This is a genomic window from Nonomuraea sp. NPDC049750 (assembly GCF_040659625.1).
Classification (GTDB): Bacteria; Actinomycetota; Actinomycetes; order Streptosporangiales; family Streptosporangiaceae; genus Nonomuraea.
Genome location: NZ_JBFANB010000022.1, coordinates 68,445 through 88,736 on the forward strand (window position 1 = coordinate 68,445; position 20,292 = coordinate 88,736).

A 20,292-nucleotide genomic window follows, 5' to 3' on the forward strand; every position below is an offset into this window, starting at 1 on the left:
GGACATCCAACCAGCGGTTTCGCGCGAACGCCCGCCCGAATCAGGGGTCAGGCGTGCTGTCATCTTCAGCTGTCGTCGGCGCGGTTCGGCAACCCTCGGAGCACCCCTCGAATCGAGCGGTGTCGATGGGGGAGAACGACGTCGGGGGCACGCCCGCCAACGCGCCGATCATCGTGTCCTTCCAGATCGGCCCGGGAAGGGTGGCACCCGCCACCGCCCCGTAGTAGCGCCCGCCGATCGTCACCCCGGTCAGCTTGTGCTTCTGGGAGCCGCGCGGGTCCCCGATGCTCACCGCCGCCGCCAGGTCCGGGGTGAACCCGGCGAACCACGCTGACGCGTAGTCGTCAGTGGTGCCGGTCTTGCCCGCCGCGTCGCGCCCGATGCCCCCGACGTCGCGCATCGTGCCCTTGGTGAGCACGCCGGACAGCACGTCGGCCGTCGCGTCGGCGATGGCGGGGTCGAGCGCCTGACGGCACTTCGGCCGGTACCGGGTGGCCTTGCCGTCGCGGTCGGTGACCCGGGTGATCGCCGTCGGCGCGCAGTACTTGCCGCGTGCCGCTATCGCCGCGTACGCGGTGGCCACGGTCACCGGGTCCATCTCGTTGATGCCGAGCGTGAACGTCTCGTACTCCTGCAGCTTCCGCCCGTCCGAGCGGCGGATGCCCAGCGACTTGGCCGTGGTGACCGTCTCGCAGAGCCCGGCCCGCCGCTCGAGCTCCATGAAGAAGGTGTTCACCGAGGCCCAGGTGCCGGTCCGCAGCGTCTTCCACCCCGGGGAGCCTTCGTCGTTGGTGACCGTGTGCGTCGGGTCGCCGATGTTCTCGCCCTTGCAGTTCTTGAACGTCGAATAGGCCGGGGCCCGGTATCCGGCGCCCGCGCTCAGGCCGTCGTCGAGCTTCATGCCGTTCTTCAGCGCGCTGATCAGGGTGAAGGTCTTGAACGTGGAGCCGGCCTGGAACCCGGCGCCGCCGCCGTGCACGGCGTCCGCGACGAGGTTGTAGGAGATCTCGTTCCTGGCGCGGTCGACGCCGTACGGTCTGCTCGCGGCCATGGCCTTGATCGCGCCGGTGCCCGGCTGGACCAGCGCCTCGGCGGCGACGGCGTCGTCGGAGGCGTAGACGTACTTCCTGATCGCCCGATCCGCGGCCCGCTGCATGGCGGGGTCGATCGTGGTCCTGATCGTCAGGCCGCCGCGGTTGAGCATCGCCAGGCGCGCCGCGGCGGTCTTGCCGAAGTCGGGGTTGTTGAGGATCTCCTGCCGGATATACAGGCAGAAGTACGGATATTTGCTGGAGTCGCAGCCGCCGGGGAGCTTGGTTCCCTTGTAGCCGAGTTTGGTGGCCTTCGCCGCGGCCGCCTCGACGGGAGTGATCTTGCCCAGCTCGGCCATCCGGTTCAGCACGACGTTACGGCGGTTCAGCAGCCTGTCGCGGTGCTTCCTGTCGATGTTCGGGTCGGTGGCGTTCGGGTCCTGTACGGCCCCCGCCAGCGTCGCCGCCTGTGGCAGGGTGAGCCGGCTGGCCTTGACGCCGAAGAACCGCTTGGCCGCCGCCTCGACACCGTAAGCACCGGCCCCGAAGTACGCGATGTTCAGATATTTCTCGAGGATCTGGTCTTTGGTGTACTTCTCCTCGACCCCCATGGCGTACCGCAACTCGTTCAGCTTGCGCGCGTAGCTGGCCGCAAGCGCCGCGTTCCGCTCCGCGTCGGTGTCGGCGGAGTTGAGCAGCACCTGCTTGACGTACTGCTGGGTGATGCTGGACCCGCCCTGGCTCACCTTGCCCGCCCGCAGGTTCTTGGCCAGCGCTCGTACGGTGCCCTCGATGTCGATCGCGCCGTGCTCGTAGAAGCGGTAGTCCTCGATCGAGATGATCGCCGTCTTCATGACCTCGGCGATCTGGTCGAAGCCGACGATCTCCCGATACTCCTCGTAGAAGCGCGCGATCTCGCCCCCCTTGGCGTCCTGCACGATCGTGACCTCGGCCGGCGGCGGCTCGACGAGGGCGACCGGCTTGAGCTCCGCCTCGCCCACCGCCGACACGAACCCGAGCGCCGCACCCCCTACGGCCGGCACCGCGATCCCCGCCATGAGCACACCCGCGGCCACCCCGGCCGCGGTGAGCCGTACGATCTTCGTCCCCCGACGCGCCATCAAAGCCCCTCTTGGTCAGCAGAGGGCAGGAGCAAATCAGAACCGGACAGATGATGTCTAATAGCGCTATTCGCCCGGAATCGATATCCGATTCGGTATGAGCCCTGGTCAAAGGGTGGGCGGGCAAGTTGAGAGGCCGTGACCGGATTCGAACCGGCGTCCACCGCTTTGCAGGCGGTTCCCTGGACCACTCGGGCACACGGCCAAGCAGACGAACGGTCAGGCGCCGGCGCGGCGGGCCAGACGCTCGTCGAGGTGCTCCAGGCTGGACACGAACCAGACGTGGTCACCCTGGTTCGTCTCATGAACGAAGTCGCGCAAGGCCGAGCTCGCCGCCGTGTGCCGGGAGATGTCCCCCGCGATCACCAGAAGCAGCCGGTACGTCGTGAACTTCTGCGTGATGTCACCCGCGACCCGGGTCCGGAGTTGGAAGAAGGCGTCGTCGAGCCGTTCCGCCGGAATGACGATCACCTCGGCGCGCTGCCCCCACGCCTCGCCCACCAGATCGGTGGCGGCGCGCTCGTCCTTAATCGGTTCGCCATCAGGGGCGCACGAGAGAACACGGAATCCCTGAATAAGGGAAAGCGTTTCAGGCATGACGATATCCACTCTCTCGAAAAGGGAAGAAAGCTAAAGATGCGCGCGCGGCGTCATTTGACGGCGCGGCGAGAAAACGCCGGTGGGGCGATGTGCGGGGGAAGGGTGCGCGTCAGGCGCGACAACAACGACAACAGGACGAAGCGGCCGGATCGCAGGCGGAGCAGGCCATCATGGCTGCTACCTTCCTGTCCATCGTCCGGCTCCTGACCTTCGTCTTCAGGCGGTCGGTGAATTCACGCCTGTTCGTCATTTCCAAAACGACAATAGCGACGGATATCGGCGACGTCAATCGCCGCGACTCGTGAGAAGGATCAGCGCCTGCTTTCGAGGACCGACTTCGCGTTCGCCATGTCGTCGGTGGCGATGACGATCCGTACACCGCCGAAGGTCGTGTAGGCGAGGTCGATGTTGACGTTGGCGTCGGCGAGTTGCCGGGTCAGGTCGCCAAGGGCGCCCGGATGGTCGTCCATGTCCGCCACGAGTACGGAGCGCTCGTCGGCGATCCCCATCCCGGCGCCTTCGAACGCCTGCCGGCATCTGGTGGCGGCCTCGTCATCCACGAGCACGTGTACGACGCCCTTGCCCTCTCCGGTGAACGCCGCGAGACCCTGGATGTTCACGCCCGCGTCGCCGGTGACCCTGCCGAGTCGGGCCAGCTCACCCGGCTGATCATTGAGGATCACAACAATATCTGTTGGCATCGTCCGCCGATCCTCTCGCTAGACCTCAAATGCGACAAAGCGCAGGTGAGGCGACATTAATGAGGAAATTTCCCACTAAACGGCAACGTATTGAGCCTTTGGGCAAAGCTTGTCCGGCGCATATCCCACCCGCGACCATAGGCACGTGAACCCACAGGCGTTCTACCGCGACCCGTACCCCGTCTACACCGAGGCTCGCCGGACGCAAGGGCTTACCTTCGTACCCGAACTGGACGCCTGGCTGGTGAGCAGGCGCGAAGACGTACGCGAGGTGCTGGGCAACCCTGAGCAGTTCTCGTCGGCGGGCGCGCTGCGGCCCGACCACCTGCCGAGCAAGGCCGCGCTCTCGGTGCTGAGCCAGGGGTTCGGTGGCGTGCGGACTGTGCTCGGCGCCGATGGCGACGCGCACCGGCGCCTGCGCCGCCCCCTCAGCAGAGGGCTGTCGTCCGCCAAGGTGACCGCCGCGCTCCCGTTCATCACCGAGCGGGCCGAGGCGCTCATCGGCTCCTTCGCCGGCGACGGTCAGGTCGAGTGGATGGCCGCGTACGCCAGGCCGCTGCCCGCCGCCGTGATCGGCCATCTGGTCGGCCTGGACCCCGCCGACGCGCCTGGCGCGATTCGCGGGGCGCAGGGAGCGGAGCGGCTGGTGTTCACCGAGCTGACGGAGGGCGAGCAGGTCGAGGTCGCGCAGGAGATCGTGGACATGCAGCAACTGCTCGACGGCTACGCTCACGCGCGGAGGAGGGCTCCGCGTGACGACCTGTTCACGGAGATGGTCCGCGACCTGGCCCCCGGCTCTGAGGACCTCACGCTGGACCAGCGCAAGGAGATCGTGTCCAATGTCCAGAACCTGCTGCTGGCCGGCCACCTGACGACGACCGCGCTGCTCGGCACCGTGGTGCTCAACCTGCTGCGTGATCGCCGCCAGTGGGAACTGCTCCGCGAGCAGCCGCGGCTCATCGCCGCAGCCATCGAGGAGGCACTCCGGTTCGAGGCACCGGTCCAGGGCTTCCGGCGTACGGTCACCACCACCGTGACGCTGAGCGGCACTGAGCTGCACGAGGGCGACGTGGTCTTCGTGTCCTTCGCCTCAGCCGGCCGCGACGCCGACGCCGATGCCGATGCCGATGCCGCGGACGGTGACCTGCGGGCGGATGAGTTCGACATCGGCCGGGAAGCCTTCCGCCACCTGTCCTTCGGACATGGTCCGCACGGGTGCCCGGGCTCGCAACTCGCCAAGGAGCAGGTCCGGATATCCCTGGAAATCCTGATCCGCGAACTCCCCGGCCTGCGCCTGGCCCACACCGACATCACGATGGCCCCCACCCTCATCCACCGCTCTCCCGAGACGCTCTTCCTCGCCTGGTGAGAAGGCGCCCGAACTCCGGCATCGAAGTCACGCTGAGTTACGGTTTGCGCATCGGATGAGAAGGCGTCGTGGGGTTGCTCGAACGGGAGAATCCCCAGCTCATACTCCCTTTTTCGGGAGAGTGTCGTGCCATGGAGTAGCGCTTCGCGGCGATTACCATGTGTGATGATCGCTTTATCCTCGCACGCCATGGCTGCCCCCTGCGGACAGTGTCTCTCCGAGGTCATGACCGCTGAGGACTTTGACCTAAGGAGCACGCATGTCCATCGTAAGATTCACCACCCTTGCCACTGCCCTGGCATTCGGAGCCGCCCTCACGACAGGGGTCGGTGCGCATGCCGACGCCCGCCCTGTCGTCAAGCAGACGGTAGCCAAGGCACTTTCGGGGACGACGACTCAGCGGATCGCTTCCGGGAGCACGGCGCCGGGAATGGGCTGGCAGCTCTACATAAACAACTCGCCCGGCCTCTACATCGACGTGGACACCACGGCCGCGGGCTTCAGGGGTACTCCCGTCTACACGGTCTCGGTCGGCGGCACGGATCACCAGTTCGAGCTGACGGGCACCAGCACCGTTTACCACCCCACCGCGACCGGATTCCGCGTCTATATCCGTTGGAGCGAGAGGGACCTCCCCCCGCTCACCGTCGCCGACGCGGAGACTTACGGGTGGTACGTCAACTGGATCGGCGTCGACAACCCGTAAGCACTGCCACAGGCACACCTCCGCTTGTCCAGTCGGCTGGGCAAGCGGAGGGACGGGGGCGGTCAGCAGCGATACCTCCGCAGTAGACAGCCGCCACCCAGATCTGTCACCATTTCCACCATGATCGTAGGAAAGGACGACGCCACCTTCATCTGGTGAGCGCTCCCGAGCAGCGGGAAGCTGCCGAAATCCGCGAAGAATGGCTGGGCTCGACGCTGTCGACCATGCCCGCCGACCGTCCGGCCAAAGAGGCCGCCATCTCCGAGCTCTACCACCTGATCGGGCTCGCCCCACCGCGTTTCCACTGGGTCTCGTCACCGCTCGCGGCGCTGGAGACCGCCCCGCCGGGTCTTCGGCCTTCGGAAGCCGCCCGGCACATGTCGGAATGGCCGCTGCCACCTCGGCTCTCCGCTCTGATGAGGCAGCTGTGCCTCGAACTCGACACCCGGGTCAGATGGCAGCCGATGGACCGGCTGATTCGCCGGGAGGTGGTCGGCTCGCTCGCGCGATCCACCCAAGCTTCGCTCCTCGTGCCTGTCCGGGCGGTGCATGGCTCGCGGGAACGCCGGATGAACGGCTGGTACGGCGTGCAGTGCGTCTCCTGGATCGCCCATTACGACGCCCTCCGTCGAGCGGCCGGTGTGGTCATCGGGACCGAGCGGGCCAGGCAGCTCGATCTGTGGGCGGCATCAGCCCGCTCAGGCGGCTGGTGGTGGCCTCGTGAAGGCGTGTGCGTCATCTCCGAACGGCCCGTCGCCCTGCACACGGAGGTGTGGAGCGACGAGGGCGAAGTCCGGCTGCACTGTGCCGACGGCCCGGCGGTGCGCTACGCGGACGGGTGGGACGTGTACGCCTGGCACGGCACCCAGGTGCCCCCCTGGGTGATCACGGGTCCGGACGCCCAGCGGATCGCCCAGGAGGCCAACGTCGAGGTCAGGCGGTGCGCGATCGAGCGCATCGGCTGGAGCTCGTACATCGAACAGGCCGGCCTGCGGCTGGTCGCCGCCGCGCCGGACCCCGGCAACCCCGGGTCGGAACTGCGGCTGTACGACCTGCGCAAGGAGACCAAGGTGCTCCTCGCGGTCAACGGGTCCGTCGAACGCGACGGGCACCGCCGCCGGTACGGGCTGACCGTGCCGGGGTTCCTCAACGACCCGCTCGAAGCCGCCGGCTGGACCTACGGGCTGTCCGCCGAGCAGTACTCCCTTCTCGTACGCCGAACCTGAGGTGATCCCCATGACTGTGACTCTCGCTTCCCTCTCCCAGCAGACCGGACTCGCCGTGCTCGACCACCTCGAGCAGACGGTGCGCATCCCTGTCGTCGACGGGCTCCAAGCCCAGGGCGACCTCATCGTCATCCCGCTCTCCGTCGTCGCGTCGTCCGTACGGCCATGGAACCCGACTACCTGGACGGACGTACCGCCCGAAGGGGTCGAACTCCTGCGTGGCGCGGCCGGCGGCAACCCGCACACGCTCGTCGCCGACCCGGGCACCTGCCGCTGGACGGTTGACGTGATGGACTCCGACCGGCTGGCGATCGGCATCTTCGAGACCTCCGCCGTCGCCTACCTGCTGCATCCCGAACACGGGGCCACGGGCTGCACGCCGGGCACGTACGTCATCCGGCGGCAGCGCGAGCACGAGGGCCAGAGGAGCCGCCTCGTGGCGGACTGAATCCACGCCGACACCCCCGCGGCGCGCGATCCCGGTGCGCCGCAGGCGGTGCCCGATGATGGAGGGGCACGTGTGGACAGTCTGCGGGAGGTTCGGTGGAACTCGGGTTGAGGGACAAGGTCGCCGTCATCACCGGTGGCAGCTCCGGGATCGGCCTGGCCGTGGCACAGGGGCTCGCGGCAGAGGGCGCGCATCTCGTACTCGCCGCCCGTGTCGGCGACCGCCTGGAGGAGGCGGCGCGCGGCATCCGCGAAGCCCACGGCGTGCGCGTGGTGCCCGTCCCGTGTGACGTGGCGACCGCGGACGGCACGGGGACGCTGATCGAGGCGGCCGAAGAGGGCTTCGGGGGCGCGGACATCCTGGTCAATAACGCCGGAGCCGGGTCCAACGAGACCATACTCGAGGCCCCGGACGAGAAGTGGCAGGCGTACTGGGACCTGCACGTCATGGCGGCGGTACGCCTGGCCCGCGGGCTCGTGCCCGGCATGCGGCGGCGCGGTGGCGGGGTGATCCTGCACAACGCGTCGATCTGCGCCGTCCAGCCGCTCTGGTACGAACCCATCTACAACGTGACCAAGGCCGCGTTGATGATGTTCTCCAAGACGCTGTCGACGGAGGTCATCGACCACAACATCCGGGTGAACTGCGTCAACCCCGGCCTGGTCCTCACCCCCGACTGGGTGAAGACCGCCAAGCAGCTGACCGCGGACAGCGGCGGGGACTGGCAGGCGCACCTCGACGAGGTCGCGCGGGAGCACGCGCCGATCAAGCGGTTCGCCACCCCGGAGGAGGTGGCGGACTTCATGGTCTTCCTGTGTTCGGAGCGGGCCGGCTATTCGGTGGGCTCCACGTACTTCGTCGACGGCGGGATGCTCAAGACGGTGTGAGCCGGGGGTCAGGTGAAGTGCGCCTCGGCTCGCAGCCTGCCGGAGGCGTCCTGGACGCTCAGCTGCCCCGACTCCGGCGAGCCGGTGACGACGAACGGCTCGCCCTCGAAGACGGGACGGCGCAGGCGGTAGGTCAGTCCGGTGATCCGCCGCCCCAGGGCGTGCCGTCGGGGCAGCTCGGCCATGAGAACGGCGAGCAGCGGGCCGTGCACGACGAGGCCGGGGTAGCGCTCGACGTCGGTGCAGTAGCGCTGGTCGTAGTGGATGCGGTGGGCGTTGGCGGTGAGCGCGCTGAAACGGAACAGCAGCGGCGGAGTAGCGGTAACCGCAAGCCGCCACGCGGCATCAGCATCCGTGGGACCAGCTCCGGGCGGCGGAAGGGTCTCGCTAGGAGCCGCTCCCTCGGTCGGCGGGTCCGAGCGGTAGACCAGGTCCTGCTCGTCGACCAGCCGCAACTCCCCACCCTGCCGGTACTCGCACCGCACCGTCACGAACAACAGCTCTCCCGTCCGCCCCTCCTTCGGCGTGACGGCCGTCAGCTCGGCCGTCCGTACGGCGGGCCGCCCCATCTCCAGCCCCCGCCGCGCCCGCATCCGCCCACCCGCGATCATCCGCCGCCGATGCGGGATGGGCGGCAGAAAGTGACCCTCGGCCGGATGGCCGTCGAGGCCGAGGGCGGTCTGTGGCGGCCACTCCAGGAAGTACAGCCACTGCCACGGCAACGGCAGCGCCTCACCGGCGGTGGGTGGCGCGTCGAGAACCGCCGCCAGGGCCGCCGCGGGCTGGGGCGAGATGACGTCTTCGCTGGTCACGGGCTTGGGATGCCAGTCGCGTAGGTAATCCAAGAGCGTCATTCGCCTACCACCTCTTGAGCGCGCGACCGGGCCACCACGGCAGCGGTTCGCCCGGCCCCTCATCGGTACGAGGCTATCGGCGAGGCCGGCGGCGAACGGCAGGTGGTGACCCCAACTGGCGGAAGAGCCGTCCCGACCGCCCCAGGGACGGTTAGTGTCACTCCGGACACGAGGAGTGATGATGACCATGCTGGCGCGGGCTGTTGAGCTCAAGGCCGAGCTGATCCACTTTGCCACCTCAGGCAGGTTCGAGCGCGAGCTGAGCGGGGTGCTCGACCGGTTCTACGCCGACGACCCGCCCACCGACGAGGCCGCGGCCTTCCTGCCCATCGACTACTTCGCCCACCAGCACCCGCTGACCGGTGGCGACACGGTCATCGACCGGTTCCTGCGCGAGCGGCCCGACCTGGCCAGGGCCGAGGTCGAGCTGCTGTCGAGCTGGAAGGAGGTGGTCGAGGGGGTGTACGAGGTGCGGGTGGTCGACGGGGCGGCCGTGCTGCTGTTCAACCTCGTGGACGAGCTGGTCTACCGGGCGTTCTCCAACCTGGGTGCGGCGGCGTTCGAGGAGCTGCGCCCAGGGATGTACGTGGTGGGCAGGCTGCTGCCGCTCGGCCTCGACTGGCTGATCAGCGGCACGCCCGCGGTGCACGCCGCCGCCGCGCGTGACACGCTCCTGCCGGTGGCCGCGCACATCGCGCTGGAGCGTCCCGACTGGGTGTTCCGCAACCCGGTGCTGCTGGCGCGGGCCAGGGAGCTGCAGAGCGAGCAGCGCCGGTGCTTCATCAGTCACTTCGGGGCCGACCTGGTCGTGCTGCGGCCCGCCGAGTTGGCCGGCCGCATCCGCGGCTACCTGGCCTACCAGTCGGGGCGCCTGGGCGGCGCCGCGCCGGCCACGGAGGAGCTGCCCGTACGGATGGACGGGGCCGAGACTGTGGCCCTGATCTTCGACGAGGTGGCGGGGCTCGGTTACTACGCCGACTTCGCCAAGTTGGAGGAGGTCTTCCAGGACCCCGATCTGATCGCCAGGCGGTCCTACCGCGAGCTGGTCAGCTCCTACCTCAGGGGCGACGCCGTCTCACCGGTGCCGATCCGGCGGCTGGCCGAACGCGATCCCGAGAAGGCCGGCGCGGTCTTCGCCAAACTACTCAACAAGCGCGGCTTCGACTGGGAACGCAGCGGCGAGCTGCTGCTGCGTACCCACAAGCCAGCACATTTCACCGCCCGGCCGCTGCCCACGGTCATACCGGTCACCGGGGCCATCGCCGAACACGTGGGAGCCGCCTGACGGCACCCGAAGGTCAGGAGGCCTTCTCCTCCGGGAGCGGGATCCACTTGTGCGCCCAGATGACCAGCTCGTCTATGACCGGCCGCAGCTCCTCGCCCATCTCCGTCAGGTGGTATTCGACCCTGACCGGTGAGGTGGCGAGCACTCGCCGCTCGATGAGCCCGGCTGCCTCCAGCTCCCGCAGGCGCCGGGCGAGCATCGTGTCGTTGACCCCGGGGATGGCCGCTTTGAGCGCGGCGTAGCGGTGCGCGCCTTTGAAGATCATTTGCAGCACGGCGCCCGACCACCGGGCGCCGATCAGTTCGAGGGCGGTGTGGAACCTGACGCACACCGAATCAATGCTCACGCCGTAGATCTTACCCAACCGCCGCTCCATTTGCTAAGAAATATGTAGTTACTCAATAATGTTGAGCAACTAGCCGTCTAAGACTGAGGAGCGCCCCATGTCCAAGCCCGTACTGCAGGTGGTCATCGCCAGCACCCGCCCCGGCCGCGTGGGCAGGGTGATCGGGGAGTGGTTCTACGAGCGGGCCGTGGCCGGCGGCGACTTCGACGTCGAGCTGATCGACCTGGCCGAGGTCGGCCTGCCCTTCCTGGACGAGCCGAACCACCCCAGGCTCAAGCAGTACGAGCACGCGCACACCAAGGAGTGGAGCGCCATCGTCGAGCGCGGCGACGCCTACGTCTTCGTGACGCCCGAGTACAACCACAGCTTCAACGCCGTCCTCAAGAACGCCCTCGACTTCCTGCACCAGGAATGGCAGCACAAGGCGGCCGGCTTCGTGAGCTACGGCGGCCTCTCCGGCGGCACCCGCGCGGTCAACAGCCTGCGCCAGGTGGTCAGCACCCTGAAGATGATCCCGGTGGTCGAGGCGGTCAACCTGCCGTTCGTGCCGCAGTTCGTCGAGGACGGCACGGTCAAGCCCAACGACGTGATGACCGCCGCCGCCGACGCCATGCTGGCCGAACTCGCCAAGCTCACGGGCGCCCTACGCCCCATGCGCCTCTCGGCCGCCTGACCTGCCCACTCCGCGTGGCGCGGCGGATCGTCCGCCTGACCCGTCTGGCCAAGCATCCGGTACGGCCTGCCGGGCGGTGTGGCAGGCGGACTTATGGCGGGTTCTGTCAGGTTATTCGGGTTATTTCAGGACTCGTCGTCGTTGTCGATCAGGTTGTCGAGCACGCGGGTCACGGCGTCACCCAGTGGGCGGAACGCCTGGCTGAGCGCGTTCGCGAGCGGGCCGAAGATCTCCGTCACCTCGTGGATCAGGTCTTCGGACTTGCTCTCGGGAGGCGCCCAGCGCATCGCGTCGGCGCTCAACGTCTCCCATTCGTCGACGACACCGTCGATGGCGTCGAGAACATGGTCGGGATCGCTCGGCATGGCCCTCCTCCAAAGCGCGGGAGTGGGATAAGGCCACGGTACATCCAGTGCGAAATGTGACGCCAGGACGTCCGACTGGGATGGAGACGCCTGGACGTCGGACTGGGATAGACGGGACGTCAGGCGGGGATGGAGACGCCCACGCCGCCGCGCGTCTGGCCGCCGTACCTCTCCTTGTCGGCCGCGAGGTTGAGCGGCCGGATGCCGCTGCGCGCGGTCAGCACCTCCTCGGTGAGGAGCGAGGCGGGCACCAGCCACGAGACCTCGAACTCCAGGCCGTCGGGGTCGTGCGCGTACAGGGCCTTCGTGGTGGAGTGGTCGGAGGCCCCGGCCAGCGCGCCCAGCTCGCTCAGCTTGGCCGCGATGCGCTCCAGCTCGTCGAGCGTGTCCACCTCCCAGGCCAGGTGGTAGAGGCCCACGGTGGACCGGCCGGCGGTGGACTGACCCGCCTGCTCGCCGATCTGGAACAGACCGAGGTCGTGGTCGTTGGTCGAGCCGGCCGCCTGCAGGAAGGCGGCACCGGGCATGCCCATGACCACCTCGAAGCCGAGGGCCTCCCGGTAGAAGGCGACGCTGCGCTCGACGTCGCGTACGTACAGGACCGCGTGATTGAGCCGCTGGACCGGCATGGTGAACCCCTCTCGGCGGAAGCTACCTCTAAGTATATGAGAGTTCAACTAAAATGGGCACATGACCCGATGGCTGGACGATGACGAGCAGCGCACCTGGCGCGACTTCCTGGCCGCGACCCAGCTGGTGAACGAAGCGCTCGACCGCCAGCTCCAGCGCGAGGCGGGCATGCCGCACACGTACTACATGATCTTGGTGGCCCTCTCGGAGGCACCGGAACGTTCGATGCGGATGAGCGAGCTGGCCAACAGAGCGCAGAGCTCGCAGAGCCGGCTCTCCCACGCGGTCGCGCGGCTGGAGGAACGCGGTTGGGTGCGGCGCCGCCCCTGCGACTCCGACCGCCGGGGCAGCTTCGCCGCGCTCACCGATGAGGGCTTCGCCGCGCTGGCCGCCGCCGCGCCCGGCCACGTGGAGGAGGTACGGCGGAGCCTGTTCGACGTCCTCACCCCCGAGCAACTGGGGCAGCTCGCCGAGATCTGCGCGGCGGTGCGGAACACGCTGGAGCCGTAGCGCGAAACGGTGTGGAACACGCTGAGGCCGTAGCGCGAAACTGTCCCCGCGACGCCGTACGGTTCTCCCGGAAGTCGAACGAGGAGAGCCGATGCACGACACGGATGAGGCGCTGTTCAGGGCAGTTCACGGGATCGCCGGCCGCTTGGCCGGGCAGCCGGTGCCCGTGGTGATGGACGCCTTGCTACGCCAGCTGCCCAAGGCCCCCGGCCTGGACATGGCCGAACTCCGCCGAATCGCCGAGGAGATCAGCGTCGGCAGAGACCCCTCGGGCTTGTAACCCGACGGTCCCCGACGGAGCCCGACACAGCCTGGGAGTGGGCTGGGTTTCCTGCGGACCCCGACAGAGCCGACGCGACGGAGCCCGAAAGGACCCGACGGAGCCCGACAAGAGCGCAGGGCCCTCCACTCCCGAGCGGCGAGCAGCGATGGACCGTGCCCGGCCAAGAAGACGCACGTCACGGCGCCCAGCCGGTGAGGCGGAGGACCGTGCCCCTGGAAGGCCGCCGACCCCGGTCGGTGGATGGGCCCTCCCGTGCCTGCCGTAACAAAAAAACGCCCGAACGCCTGCCGTAATAAAAAGACCCTTAAAAAACCCCGACATCACCTCCGGGTCGGGTCAGGGGCGGCGCCGGATGTGAGCGTGGGCCGCAGACGAAAGAGTAGGGCCATGACCGCAAAGAGGCTCTATCCCATCATCGCCTGCGGGTCGATCGTGTTCGCGGTGGTCGGGATCGTGGTCGGGCAGCTGGTGCTCGACCCCGGCCTGAACCCACTCAACGCGACCGTCAGCGAATACGCCGTGTCCGACCGCGGGGGCGTCACGGAAGCGGCGATGATGGTGCTGGGCCTCGGTTCGCTCGTCCTGCTGAGGGCGCTGAAAGCGGCGAACGCACCGGTGCGGGGGCTACCGGAGCGGCTGCTGTGGGTGTGGTCGGGGGCGCTCATCGTCGCCGCGGTCATCCCGACCTCGCCGATCGGCGCCGACCTGACCCTGACGGCGGAGATTCACCGTTACGTGTCGGTGGCGGCGTTCGTCAGCCTGCCCGCGGCGGCGGCTCTGCTGGTGCCCCGGCTCACGGTCGACGAGGTGTGGAAGCCGGTCGCGCGGACCGTCGAGTGGCTGGCCCTGGCGGGCGGGCTCGGGGTGCTGGCGGTCACCTACGTGGCGCTGCCCGGCGAGCGGGTGATGATCGGGTTGGTGGAGCGGTTGCTGCTGGGCGCGGAGGTGGCGTTGCTGGCGGTGCTCGCCGCGTGGCTGGTACGGCTGGCATGGGGACGGGCAGTCGAGCGACCTGCGGATTTCCCGACATATCATAGATTTGTCGCGAGTCGATCTTAAGAACCATCGCATTTGGTGCTATTCTCTCCCGCGATCTTCTATCCGGGAGCGGGCGTCATGGCATCTGGCAGATCCATCAGATTCAAGATCTCGACGCTGCTGGTTCTCCCACTGGTTTCTCTGGTCGGACTCTGGGGCTTCGCCGCGAGCACGACCTCCGGTGAGGCCATGGGCCTGCTGAAGGTCGACACGATCTGGTCCGGAGTCATCAGCCACGCCGACTTCCTGGTCTACACACTCGAGCAGGAGCGCCTCGCCTCCGCCGAGGTGATCTCCGGCGGCGTCGCCGACCCCGCCCAGCTGGCCGCCACGCGCGGCAAGGTCGACGAGGTCAAGAAGCGGCTCTCCGACGGGGGCCTGTCGGAGACGACGCAGGCCGCCCTCACTCCTGAGATGCAGGGGCGGCTGAAAGAGGTCTTCTCGGCCATCGACCGCCTGCCTGAGATCAGGAAGAAGGTCGACAGCCGCAAGCTGACCCCCGGCGCGCTGGTCACCGAATACTCGGCGGTCAGCGACGCGGTCCATCACTTGTACCCGTCGCTGACGCTCGGCACGGACGTCGAGCTGGCCCAGCAGGCGCAGGGTCTGATCGCCGCCAGCGAGGTTCGCGAGCTGCTGAGCCGCGAGCACGCGCTGATCATCGCCTCCAACGGCAAGCCGTCCATGGGCGACATGCACATGCTCGCGAGGCTCGACGGCACGCGGACGTACATGTTCCCCAAGGCCATGGCCAACCTCGACGCCGAGCTGCGGACCCCGTTCGAGCAGGTCACCGAGTCCGCGCGCTGGGCCGCGATGGAGCGCGCGCTGGACGGCTACGTCTCGGGCCGGATGCTCGACCCGGCGGTCTGGCGCGGCATGGCCGACCCCGAGCTGAAGGACTACACCCAGGTCATCTGGGACAACGGTGACCGGTTGCTGGCCCGGATGACGCCGGCCGGCATCGCCATCCTCGTACGGGCCGGCGTGGCGGGCGTCCTCGGCCTCATCGCGGTCGCCCTGTCCATCTTCATCTCCATCCGGGTGGGCCGCCGCGTCAGCCGTGAGCTGGCGGCGCTCCGCCGCAACGCGCTCGACCTGGCCGAGATCCGGCTGCCCGGCGTCGTGACGAAGCTGCGGCAGGGCAAGAACGTCGACATCCAGGCCGAGGTGCCGCCCATCAAGATGTGCGACGGCGCGACCAGCGAGATCGACGACCTGGCGAAGGCGTTCGACAGCGTCCAGTACACCGCCGTGGACGCGGCCGTCGAGCAGGCCAAGCTGCGCCAGGGTGTCTCCGAGGCGCTGCGCAACCTGGCCCGGCGCAGCCAGTCGCTGCTGCAGCGCCAGCTCAAGCTGCTGGACGAGATGCAGCGCGAGACCGAGGACCCGGAAGCGCTGTCGCGGCTGTTCAAGATCGACCACCTGACGACCCGCATGCGCCGCCACGCCGAGGGCCTGGTGCTGCTGTCCGGCGGCTCCGCCGGCCGCAGGTGGCGCGGCGTCATCCCGGTCGAGGACGTGCTGAGCGGCGCCGCCGCGCAGGTCGAGGAGTACACCCGGGTCCGCGTCTACCCGATGCCGGAGTGCGGGGTCTCCGGCGCGGCCGTGGCCGACCTCATGCACCTGTTCGCGGAGCTGATCGAGAACGCGGCCGCCTTCTCCTCACCGGGCAACGAGGTGTCGGTCCGCGGCGAGCTGGTCGGCAGGGGCTTCGCCGTCGAGGTCGAGGACCGCGGGCTGGGCATGACCCCGGAGGCCCGGCAGGCCGTCAACGAGAAGCTGGAGAGCCCGCCCGAGTTCGAGGCGTCGCAGACCGAGCGGCTCGGCTTCTCGGTGGTCGGCATGCTGGCCGCCAGACACGGCATCACGGTCACGCTCAAGCCCTCCCCGTACGGCGGCACCACCGCGATCGTGCTGGTGCCCACAGCGCTGATCCAGGCCCTCCCGACGCCGGTGCGGATGCCCGAGCTGGAGTCGGTGTCCGTCTCGGTGGTCAGGACGCCTCAGGACACCAGGGCACCTCACGACACCAGGACGCCGCACGACACGACGGCCCCCGGCCAGCTGCCACGCCGCCAGCGCACGGTCAAGCACGGCCCTGAGCGGTCCCAGGAGCCGGCGCTGCCCCGCCGGGTGCGGCAGGCCAACCTGCCGGAGCAGCTCAAGCAGTCGCCACCCCCCGAGCAGACTGAGACACGCTCGCCCGAGAGCCGCTCACCGGAGGAGGCCAGGGCCCTGCTCTCCTCGCTCCAGTCGGGCTGGCAGCGCGGGCGGCAGGACAGCGATCAGGATGGGGGATCCCAATAGTGACCCATGGGCCAGACGAGTGGGTTGACGAGGAGGCCGGCCCGGTTGTGCGGCCGTACGCGGTGGCCAGGGGGCGCACCAAATCCTCGTCACCCGAGCTCGACCTGCTGGCGACCGTGTCGGCGACCGGCCTGCCGGTGCCCGCCAAGGCGGAGCTGAGCGGCCAGCACCGCCGCATGATGGACTGCGTCATGGCTCAGACCAGGCCGGTAGTCGAGATCGCCGCCGAGCTGAACCTGCCCGTGGGGGTGGCCAGGGTACTGCTCGGAGATCTGCTCGACTACGGCCTGGTGTCGGCCCGGCCGCCGCTCGCCAAAGCGACGACCCCTACGGAGAGTTTGCTCAGAGAGGTCATCAACGGTCTACGGGCGCTCTAGTTCGCTGACGTCATCGTCCTCAAAGAGTGCTCGACCAGCGTGACCATGACCTCCTTGGCCGAGGTGCGCCGCCGCACGTCACAGAGCAGCACGGGCACGTCGTCGTCCAGGTCGAGCGCGATCCGCACGTCGTCCACGCTGTGCCGGTCGGCGCCGTCGAAGCAGTTGACGGCCACCACGAACGGCGTGCCGCGCTGCTCGAAGTAGTCGACGGACGGGAAGCAGTCGGTCAGCCGCCGGGTGTCGGCGATCACGACGGCCCCGAGCGCGCCGTAGGACAGCTCGTCCCACATGAACCAGAACCGTTCCTGCCCCGGGGTACCGAACAGGTAGACGACCAGCCCTTCGCGGATCGTGATACGGCCGAAGTCCATCGCGACGGTGGTGGTGGTCTTGGCCTCCACGCCGTCGAGATCGTCGACGCCGACGCCGCGATCGGAGAGCACCTCCTCCGTGCGTAACGGCCTGATCTCGCTGATCGCGCCGACCAGCGTGGTCTTGCCCACGCCGAACCCCCCGGCGATCAGGATCTTCAGCGCGACGGGGTCCTCAGAGAGCACGGAGTCCATTGATCACTTCCTTGAGAATGCGCTCATTCGGGCGCGGTCCCTTTTCCGAGGGGGACGACACCGAGATGAGGCCGTGGTCACGCAGGTCGCCGAGCAGCACTCGGACGACGCCTACGGGCAGATCGAGCTCGACGGCCACGTCGGCCACCGTGATCGGGTTACGCGCTGCCCGCAGGATGAGCAATTGCTCGGGTTCGAGATCGTACGCCTCCGTGTCGCCGACGACGGAGACGATCGCCATGAGGTCGAACGCCTCCCCGGAGGTTCTGGTGCGCCCGCGAATGAGGGCGTAGGGCCGGACTACCGGCCCCGCGTCCTCGTCAAGCCACCGCGGGGGTTCGTTCATGACGATGTCGCCCTGGGGTTGGTGGATATGTGCTGCCCCACCCGCTTGACGAGCATCGCCATCTCATAGGCGATGTGGCCGACGTCCACGTTGGCGTCGGCCAGCACGGCCAGGCAGGTGCCCTTCCCCGCCGCCGTCACGAAGAGGAACGCCGACTCCATCTCGACGATGGTCTGGCGCACGTCGCCGCCGCCGAAGTGCCGTCCCGTGCCGCGGGCCAGGCTCTGGAACCCGGCGGCCACGGCCGACAGGTGCTCGGCGTCCTCGCGGCTCAGCCCCTTGGAGTAGCCGACCGCGAGGCCGTCGGTCGACAGGATGACGGCCTGGCGTACTGCTCCGACCCTGGTCGTCAGGTCGTCGAGGAGCCAGTTCAGCTCACCGGTGTTGGTCGTCGGCACACTCATGCCTCCCCCTCCTCATTCGCTTCTTCTCGGGCGCGCTGGGTTCCCCGCTGGTAGGCGGAGAACAGGTCCCGTACCTCATCGGGAGAGCGCTCTGTCTTCGCTTCCGGTTCCGGCTCAGGCGGCTCGTCCGTCTTGAGCTGGGGTGCCAGATTTGCCTGTTTCACTCGCCTTGGCAGCCCGGCATGCGTGCCGTTCACCACCGCGAGCGTCTTCTTCTTGGTACGGCTGGGCAGCGCGGGTGACTCCCCGTCGCCGCCCGCCTCGAGTGCGGTCTGGTCGTGGACCAGCCCGCGCGGCACCAGCACGATCGCGGTGGTGCCGCCGAAGGGAGAACGGCGCATCAGCACCTGGATGCCGTGCCGTTCGGCCAGCCTGGCCACCACGAACAGGCCGAGCCGGTCACTGTCGGCCAGGTCGAACTCCGGCGGGTTGGTCAGCAGCCCGTTGAACGCCGCGTACTCGCCCGGAGACAGCCCCAGCCCTCTGTCCTCCACCTCGATCGCGTAGCCGTTGCTCACCAGGTCGCCGCGGACGACCACGGTGGTGGTCGGTGGAGAGTAGATGGTGGCGTTCTCGACCAGCTCGGCGACCAGGTGGGTGAGGTCGGCGGCGGCGGCTCCGTCGAGCGCGCTGCCGGGCATGGCCTCGACGGTGACCCTGGTGTAGTCCTCGACCTCGGCGATGGCCGCCCGGACGATGTCCACCGCGGGCACCGGCTTGCGCCAGGCCCGCCCGGGGGCGGAGCCGGACAGGATGATCAGGCTCTCCGCGTGACGCCGCATGCGGGTCGTCAGGTGGTCGAGGCGGAAGAGCTCCTCCAGCCGGTCAGGGTCGTGCGTACGGCGCTGCATGCCGTCGAGCAGCGCGAGCTGGCGGTGCAGCAGGCCCTGCTTGCGCCGGGCCAGGTTGAGGAACACCTGGCCGATGCCGCGGCGCATCGCGGCCTGGCTCACGGCGGCCTGTACGGCGGTGCGCTGCACGGAGCCGAACGCCTTGGCCACGTCGACGATCTCGGCCGCGCCGCTGACCTTGAGCGGCTTGGCCTCCTTCTTGACGTTGACCTCCTCGCCCCGGCTCAGCCGGTCGACCAGGCTGGGCAGCCGGTTGTCGGACAGCTCCACGGCCGCGGACCTGAGCGCGGCCAGCTCGCCGGCGAGGCGGCGGCCGAAGCGTACGGAGATGATGATCGAGGCGAGCACGGCGATCAGCCCGAGACCGCCCGCGGTGCCGATCTTCACCATGGTGCTGGTGGCGGCGTCGAGCGCGCGCGCGCTCAGCACCTCACCGGACGACGCGCCGAGCTTGTCGAGCTGCGCCGTGAGCCGGTCCACGGTCGCGTTCCACGTCGCGCCGTCGGCGGGCGGGGCGCCGCTCGCGATGATGCGCGCCTCCATGGCGGTGAAGTCCCTGAACGGCTCACCGGCGAAGATCTGCTCGTAGGGCCGGCGGAGCGCCGTGTCGAGCCCGGCCTGGCCACGGGCGCTGAGGAACCTGCGGGTCGCGACGTACTCGGTGAAAGCCGTGAGCTCCGGCTCGGTGAGCCGGTGGTCGATGAGCGCGCCGCTGACCAGCGCGTGCTCGCGGGCGATGATCTCCCGGGCGTTGCCCATGGCCTGCAGCGACGACGCCTGCTGGAAGAGCGGCAGGTCGGGCACCGAGACGAGGTGGTCGTAGAGCCGGAAAATGGCGTCGAGGACCCGGTTGTACTCGTTGAGGCTGGTCAGCCGGGAGCTGATGCCGCCGTCGATGTCGGCGCGGATGGAGCCGAGCCGGTTCAGCTCCCCGGTGAGGGTGTCGAGGGAGGTGCGCAGGTTGTCCTTGATCGCGTCACCCGCTGTCACGGCGGACTTCTGGAAGTCGGCCACGGACTTGTCGGTGCGGGCGCGCTGTGTCCCGAGCTCCTGGGTGAGTTGACGGGTGGTGACCGCCACGGCCGATTGGGCCCGCTCGGCTTGGAGCTGTAAGCCCAGGTCGGTGGAGGTAATGCCGATCGTCTGATAAAGCGTGTTGGCTCTTAGTAGGGCCTGGCCGTCACCCACGGTGAGATTGAGGGCAAAGCCCCAGAGCGCACTCAGAGACAGGAGGGGTAGCAGCAGCAATAAGAAGATCTTGAACCGAATTGACCGGTTATGCGAGCCCATGTCCCAACCTCGGAGTCGAGGGGTATTTGCACACTCTGTGTAAACACACCTCCGGAAGATCGCACAGGAGAC

Annotated in this window: 24 protein-coding genes and 1 tRNA gene; 13 read left to right on the plus strand and 12 right to left on the minus strand. The window is 68.6% G+C overall.

What is annotated here, in order from left to right; translation table 11 throughout:
* Window positions 1-40: 40 nt before the first annotated feature.
* The 3 genes from AB0J16_RS40820 to AB0J16_RS40830 all read right to left on the minus strand — a co-directional run bounded on the left by AB0J16_RS40820 (window position 41) and on the right by AB0J16_RS40830 (window position 2,761).
* Complete coding sequence (locus AB0J16_RS40820) at window positions 41-2,152, minus strand: transglycosylase domain-containing protein (protein WP_358550188.1); 2,112 nt, start codon at window positions 2,150-2,152, stop codon at window positions 41-43.
* A gap of 133 nt (window positions 2,153-2,285) precedes the next feature.
* A tRNA-Cys gene (locus AB0J16_RS40825) sits at window positions 2,286-2,357 on the minus strand.
* A 14-nt stretch (window positions 2,358-2,371) separates the two neighbouring features.
* Window positions 2,372-2,761 carry a DUF4180 domain-containing protein gene (locus AB0J16_RS40830; RefSeq protein WP_358550190.1) on the minus strand — a complete coding sequence of 130 codons (390 nt, stop codon included), beginning with the start codon at window positions 2,759-2,761 and terminating at the stop codon, window positions 2,372-2,374.
* A 161-nt stretch (window positions 2,762-2,922) separates the two neighbouring features.
* Between AB0J16_RS40830 and AB0J16_RS40835 the strand changes: the two genes are divergently transcribed.
* Window positions 2,923-3,057: a hypothetical protein gene (locus tag AB0J16_RS40835; RefSeq protein WP_358550192.1), complete on the plus strand. Its 135-nt coding sequence runs from the start codon at window positions 2,923-2,925 to the stop codon at window positions 3,055-3,057.
* A gap of 6 nt (window positions 3,058-3,063) precedes the next feature.
* On the opposite strand, the gene AB0J16_RS40840 is transcribed toward AB0J16_RS40835, so the two are convergent.
* Window positions 3,064-3,453: a hypothetical protein gene (locus AB0J16_RS40840; RefSeq protein ID WP_358550194.1), complete on the minus strand. Its 390-nt coding sequence runs from the start codon at window positions 3,451-3,453 to the stop codon at window positions 3,064-3,066.
* A 145-nt stretch (window positions 3,454-3,598) separates the two neighbouring features.
* On the opposite strand from AB0J16_RS40840, the gene AB0J16_RS40845 reads away from it, so the two are divergent.
* From AB0J16_RS40845 to AB0J16_RS40865, 5 genes are all read left to right on the plus strand, one after another.
* Window positions 3,599-4,822, plus strand: a complete 1,224-nt coding sequence (locus AB0J16_RS40845; RefSeq protein ID WP_358550196.1) for a cytochrome P450 — start codon at window positions 3,599-3,601, stop codon at window positions 4,820-4,822.
* 259 nt (window positions 4,823-5,081) lie between these two features.
* Entirely contained in the window at window positions 5,082-5,528 is a 447-nt protein-coding gene (locus AB0J16_RS40850) for a hypothetical protein (protein ID WP_358550198.1), read from the plus strand.
* Between the two features lie 155 nt (window positions 5,529-5,683).
* Window positions 5,684-6,754, plus strand: coding sequence for a DUF6745 domain-containing protein (locus AB0J16_RS40855; RefSeq protein ID WP_358550200.1), 1,071 nt, complete (start codon window positions 5,684-5,686; stop codon window positions 6,752-6,754).
* Window positions 6,755-6,764: 10 nt separating this feature from the next.
* A complete protein-coding gene (locus AB0J16_RS40860; protein ID WP_358550202.1) occupies window positions 6,765-7,202 on the plus strand; it encodes a hypothetical protein in 438 nt (145 codons plus the stop codon).
* A 95-nt stretch (window positions 7,203-7,297) separates the two neighbouring features.
* Window positions 7,298-8,089, plus strand: a complete 792-nt coding sequence (locus AB0J16_RS40865; protein WP_358550203.1) for an SDR family oxidoreductase — start codon at window positions 7,298-7,300, stop codon at window positions 8,087-8,089.
* A gap of 8 nt (window positions 8,090-8,097) precedes the next feature.
* Here AB0J16_RS40865 and AB0J16_RS40870 read toward each other — a convergent pair whose 3' ends face one another.
* The gene (locus AB0J16_RS40870; protein ID WP_358550205.1) at window positions 8,098-8,943 is read right to left on the minus strand and encodes a hypothetical protein; all 846 of its coding nucleotides are present in this window, start codon (window positions 8,941-8,943) and stop codon (window positions 8,098-8,100) included.
* A gap of 178 nt (window positions 8,944-9,121) precedes the next feature.
* On the opposite strand from AB0J16_RS40870, the gene AB0J16_RS40875 reads away from it, so the two are divergent.
* On the plus strand, window positions 9,122-10,228 hold the full coding sequence (locus tag AB0J16_RS40875; RefSeq protein ID WP_358550207.1) for a hypothetical protein: 1,107 nt from the start codon (window positions 9,122-9,124) through the stop codon (window positions 10,226-10,228).
* Between the two features lie 13 nt (window positions 10,229-10,241).
* Here AB0J16_RS40875 and AB0J16_RS40880 read toward each other — a convergent pair whose 3' ends face one another.
* The gene (locus AB0J16_RS40880) at window positions 10,242-10,574 is read right to left on the minus strand and encodes a helix-turn-helix domain-containing protein (protein ID WP_358550209.1); all 333 of its coding nucleotides are present in this window, start codon (window positions 10,572-10,574) and stop codon (window positions 10,242-10,244) included.
* 97 nt (window positions 10,575-10,671) lie between these two features.
* Here AB0J16_RS40880 and AB0J16_RS40885 point away from each other — a divergent pair, with 97 nt between their 5' ends.
* Entirely contained in the window at window positions 10,672-11,247 is a 576-nt protein-coding gene (locus tag AB0J16_RS40885; RefSeq protein ID WP_358550211.1) for an NAD(P)H-dependent oxidoreductase, read from the plus strand.
* A gap of 125 nt (window positions 11,248-11,372) precedes the next feature.
* Here the strand turns inward: AB0J16_RS40885 and AB0J16_RS40890 are convergent, their stop codons facing one another.
* Together AB0J16_RS40890 and AB0J16_RS40895 are read right to left on the minus strand one after the other, a co-directional pair.
* Window positions 11,373-11,612 (minus strand): hypothetical protein, encoded by a 240-nt coding sequence (locus AB0J16_RS40890; protein WP_357957564.1) that lies wholly within the window; start codon window positions 11,610-11,612, stop codon window positions 11,373-11,375.
* Between the two features lie 119 nt (window positions 11,613-11,731).
* Window positions 11,732-12,241 (minus strand): VOC family protein, encoded by a 510-nt coding sequence (locus AB0J16_RS40895; RefSeq protein WP_358550213.1) that lies wholly within the window; start codon window positions 12,239-12,241, stop codon window positions 11,732-11,734.
* 61 nt (window positions 12,242-12,302) lie between these two features.
* On the opposite strand from AB0J16_RS40895, the gene AB0J16_RS40900 reads away from it, so the two are divergent.
* The 5 genes from AB0J16_RS40900 to AB0J16_RS40920 all read left to right on the plus strand — a co-directional run bounded on the left by AB0J16_RS40900 (window position 12,303) and on the right by AB0J16_RS40920 (window position 16,760).
* Complete coding sequence (locus AB0J16_RS40900) at window positions 12,303-12,752, plus strand: MarR family transcriptional regulator (protein WP_358550215.1); 450 nt, start codon at window positions 12,303-12,305, stop codon at window positions 12,750-12,752.
* 91 nt (window positions 12,753-12,843) lie between these two features.
* On the plus strand, window positions 12,844-13,032 hold the full coding sequence (locus AB0J16_RS40905; protein WP_357957558.1) for a hypothetical protein: 189 nt from the start codon (window positions 12,844-12,846) through the stop codon (window positions 13,030-13,032).
* Between the two features lie 390 nt (window positions 13,033-13,422).
* Window positions 13,423-14,094 carry a DUF998 domain-containing protein gene (locus AB0J16_RS40910; protein ID WP_358550217.1) on the plus strand — a complete coding sequence of 224 codons (672 nt, stop codon included), beginning with the start codon at window positions 13,423-13,425 and terminating at the stop codon, window positions 14,092-14,094.
* Window positions 14,095-14,151: 57 nt separating this feature from the next.
* Window positions 14,152-16,383, plus strand: a complete 2,232-nt coding sequence (locus AB0J16_RS40915) for a nitrate- and nitrite sensing domain-containing protein (protein ID WP_358550219.1) — start codon at window positions 14,152-14,154, stop codon at window positions 16,381-16,383.
* Window positions 16,383-16,760, plus strand: a complete 378-nt coding sequence (locus tag AB0J16_RS40920; protein ID WP_358550221.1) for a DUF742 domain-containing protein — start codon at window positions 16,383-16,385, stop codon at window positions 16,758-16,760. Before AB0J16_RS40915 ends, AB0J16_RS40920 begins: the two co-directional genes overlap by 1 nt.
* On the opposite strand, the gene AB0J16_RS40925 is transcribed toward AB0J16_RS40920, so the two are convergent.
* From AB0J16_RS40925 to AB0J16_RS40940, 4 genes are read right to left on the minus strand one after another with little or no spacing between them, the layout of a single operon-like run.
* Window positions 16,757-17,329, minus strand: coding sequence for an ATP/GTP-binding protein (locus AB0J16_RS40925; protein WP_225300026.1), 573 nt, complete (start codon window positions 17,327-17,329; stop codon window positions 16,757-16,759). The genes AB0J16_RS40920 and AB0J16_RS40925 overlap by 4 nt on opposite strands.
* On the minus strand, window positions 17,310-17,675 hold the full coding sequence (locus tag AB0J16_RS40930) for a DUF742 domain-containing protein (RefSeq protein WP_358550223.1): 366 nt from the start codon (window positions 17,673-17,675) through the stop codon (window positions 17,310-17,312). Before AB0J16_RS40930 ends, AB0J16_RS40925 begins: the two co-directional genes overlap by 20 nt.
* Entirely contained in the window at window positions 17,672-18,079 is a 408-nt protein-coding gene (locus AB0J16_RS40935) for a roadblock/LC7 domain-containing protein (RefSeq protein ID WP_358550225.1), read from the minus strand. The genes AB0J16_RS40930 and AB0J16_RS40935 overlap by 4 nt, the downstream gene beginning before the upstream one ends.
* Complete coding sequence (locus AB0J16_RS40940; protein ID WP_358550227.1) at window positions 18,076-20,118, minus strand: ATP-binding protein; 2,043 nt, start codon at window positions 20,116-20,118, stop codon at window positions 18,076-18,078. The genes AB0J16_RS40935 and AB0J16_RS40940 overlap by 4 nt, the downstream gene beginning before the upstream one ends.
* Between the last annotated feature and the right edge of the window lie 174 nt (window positions 20,119-20,292).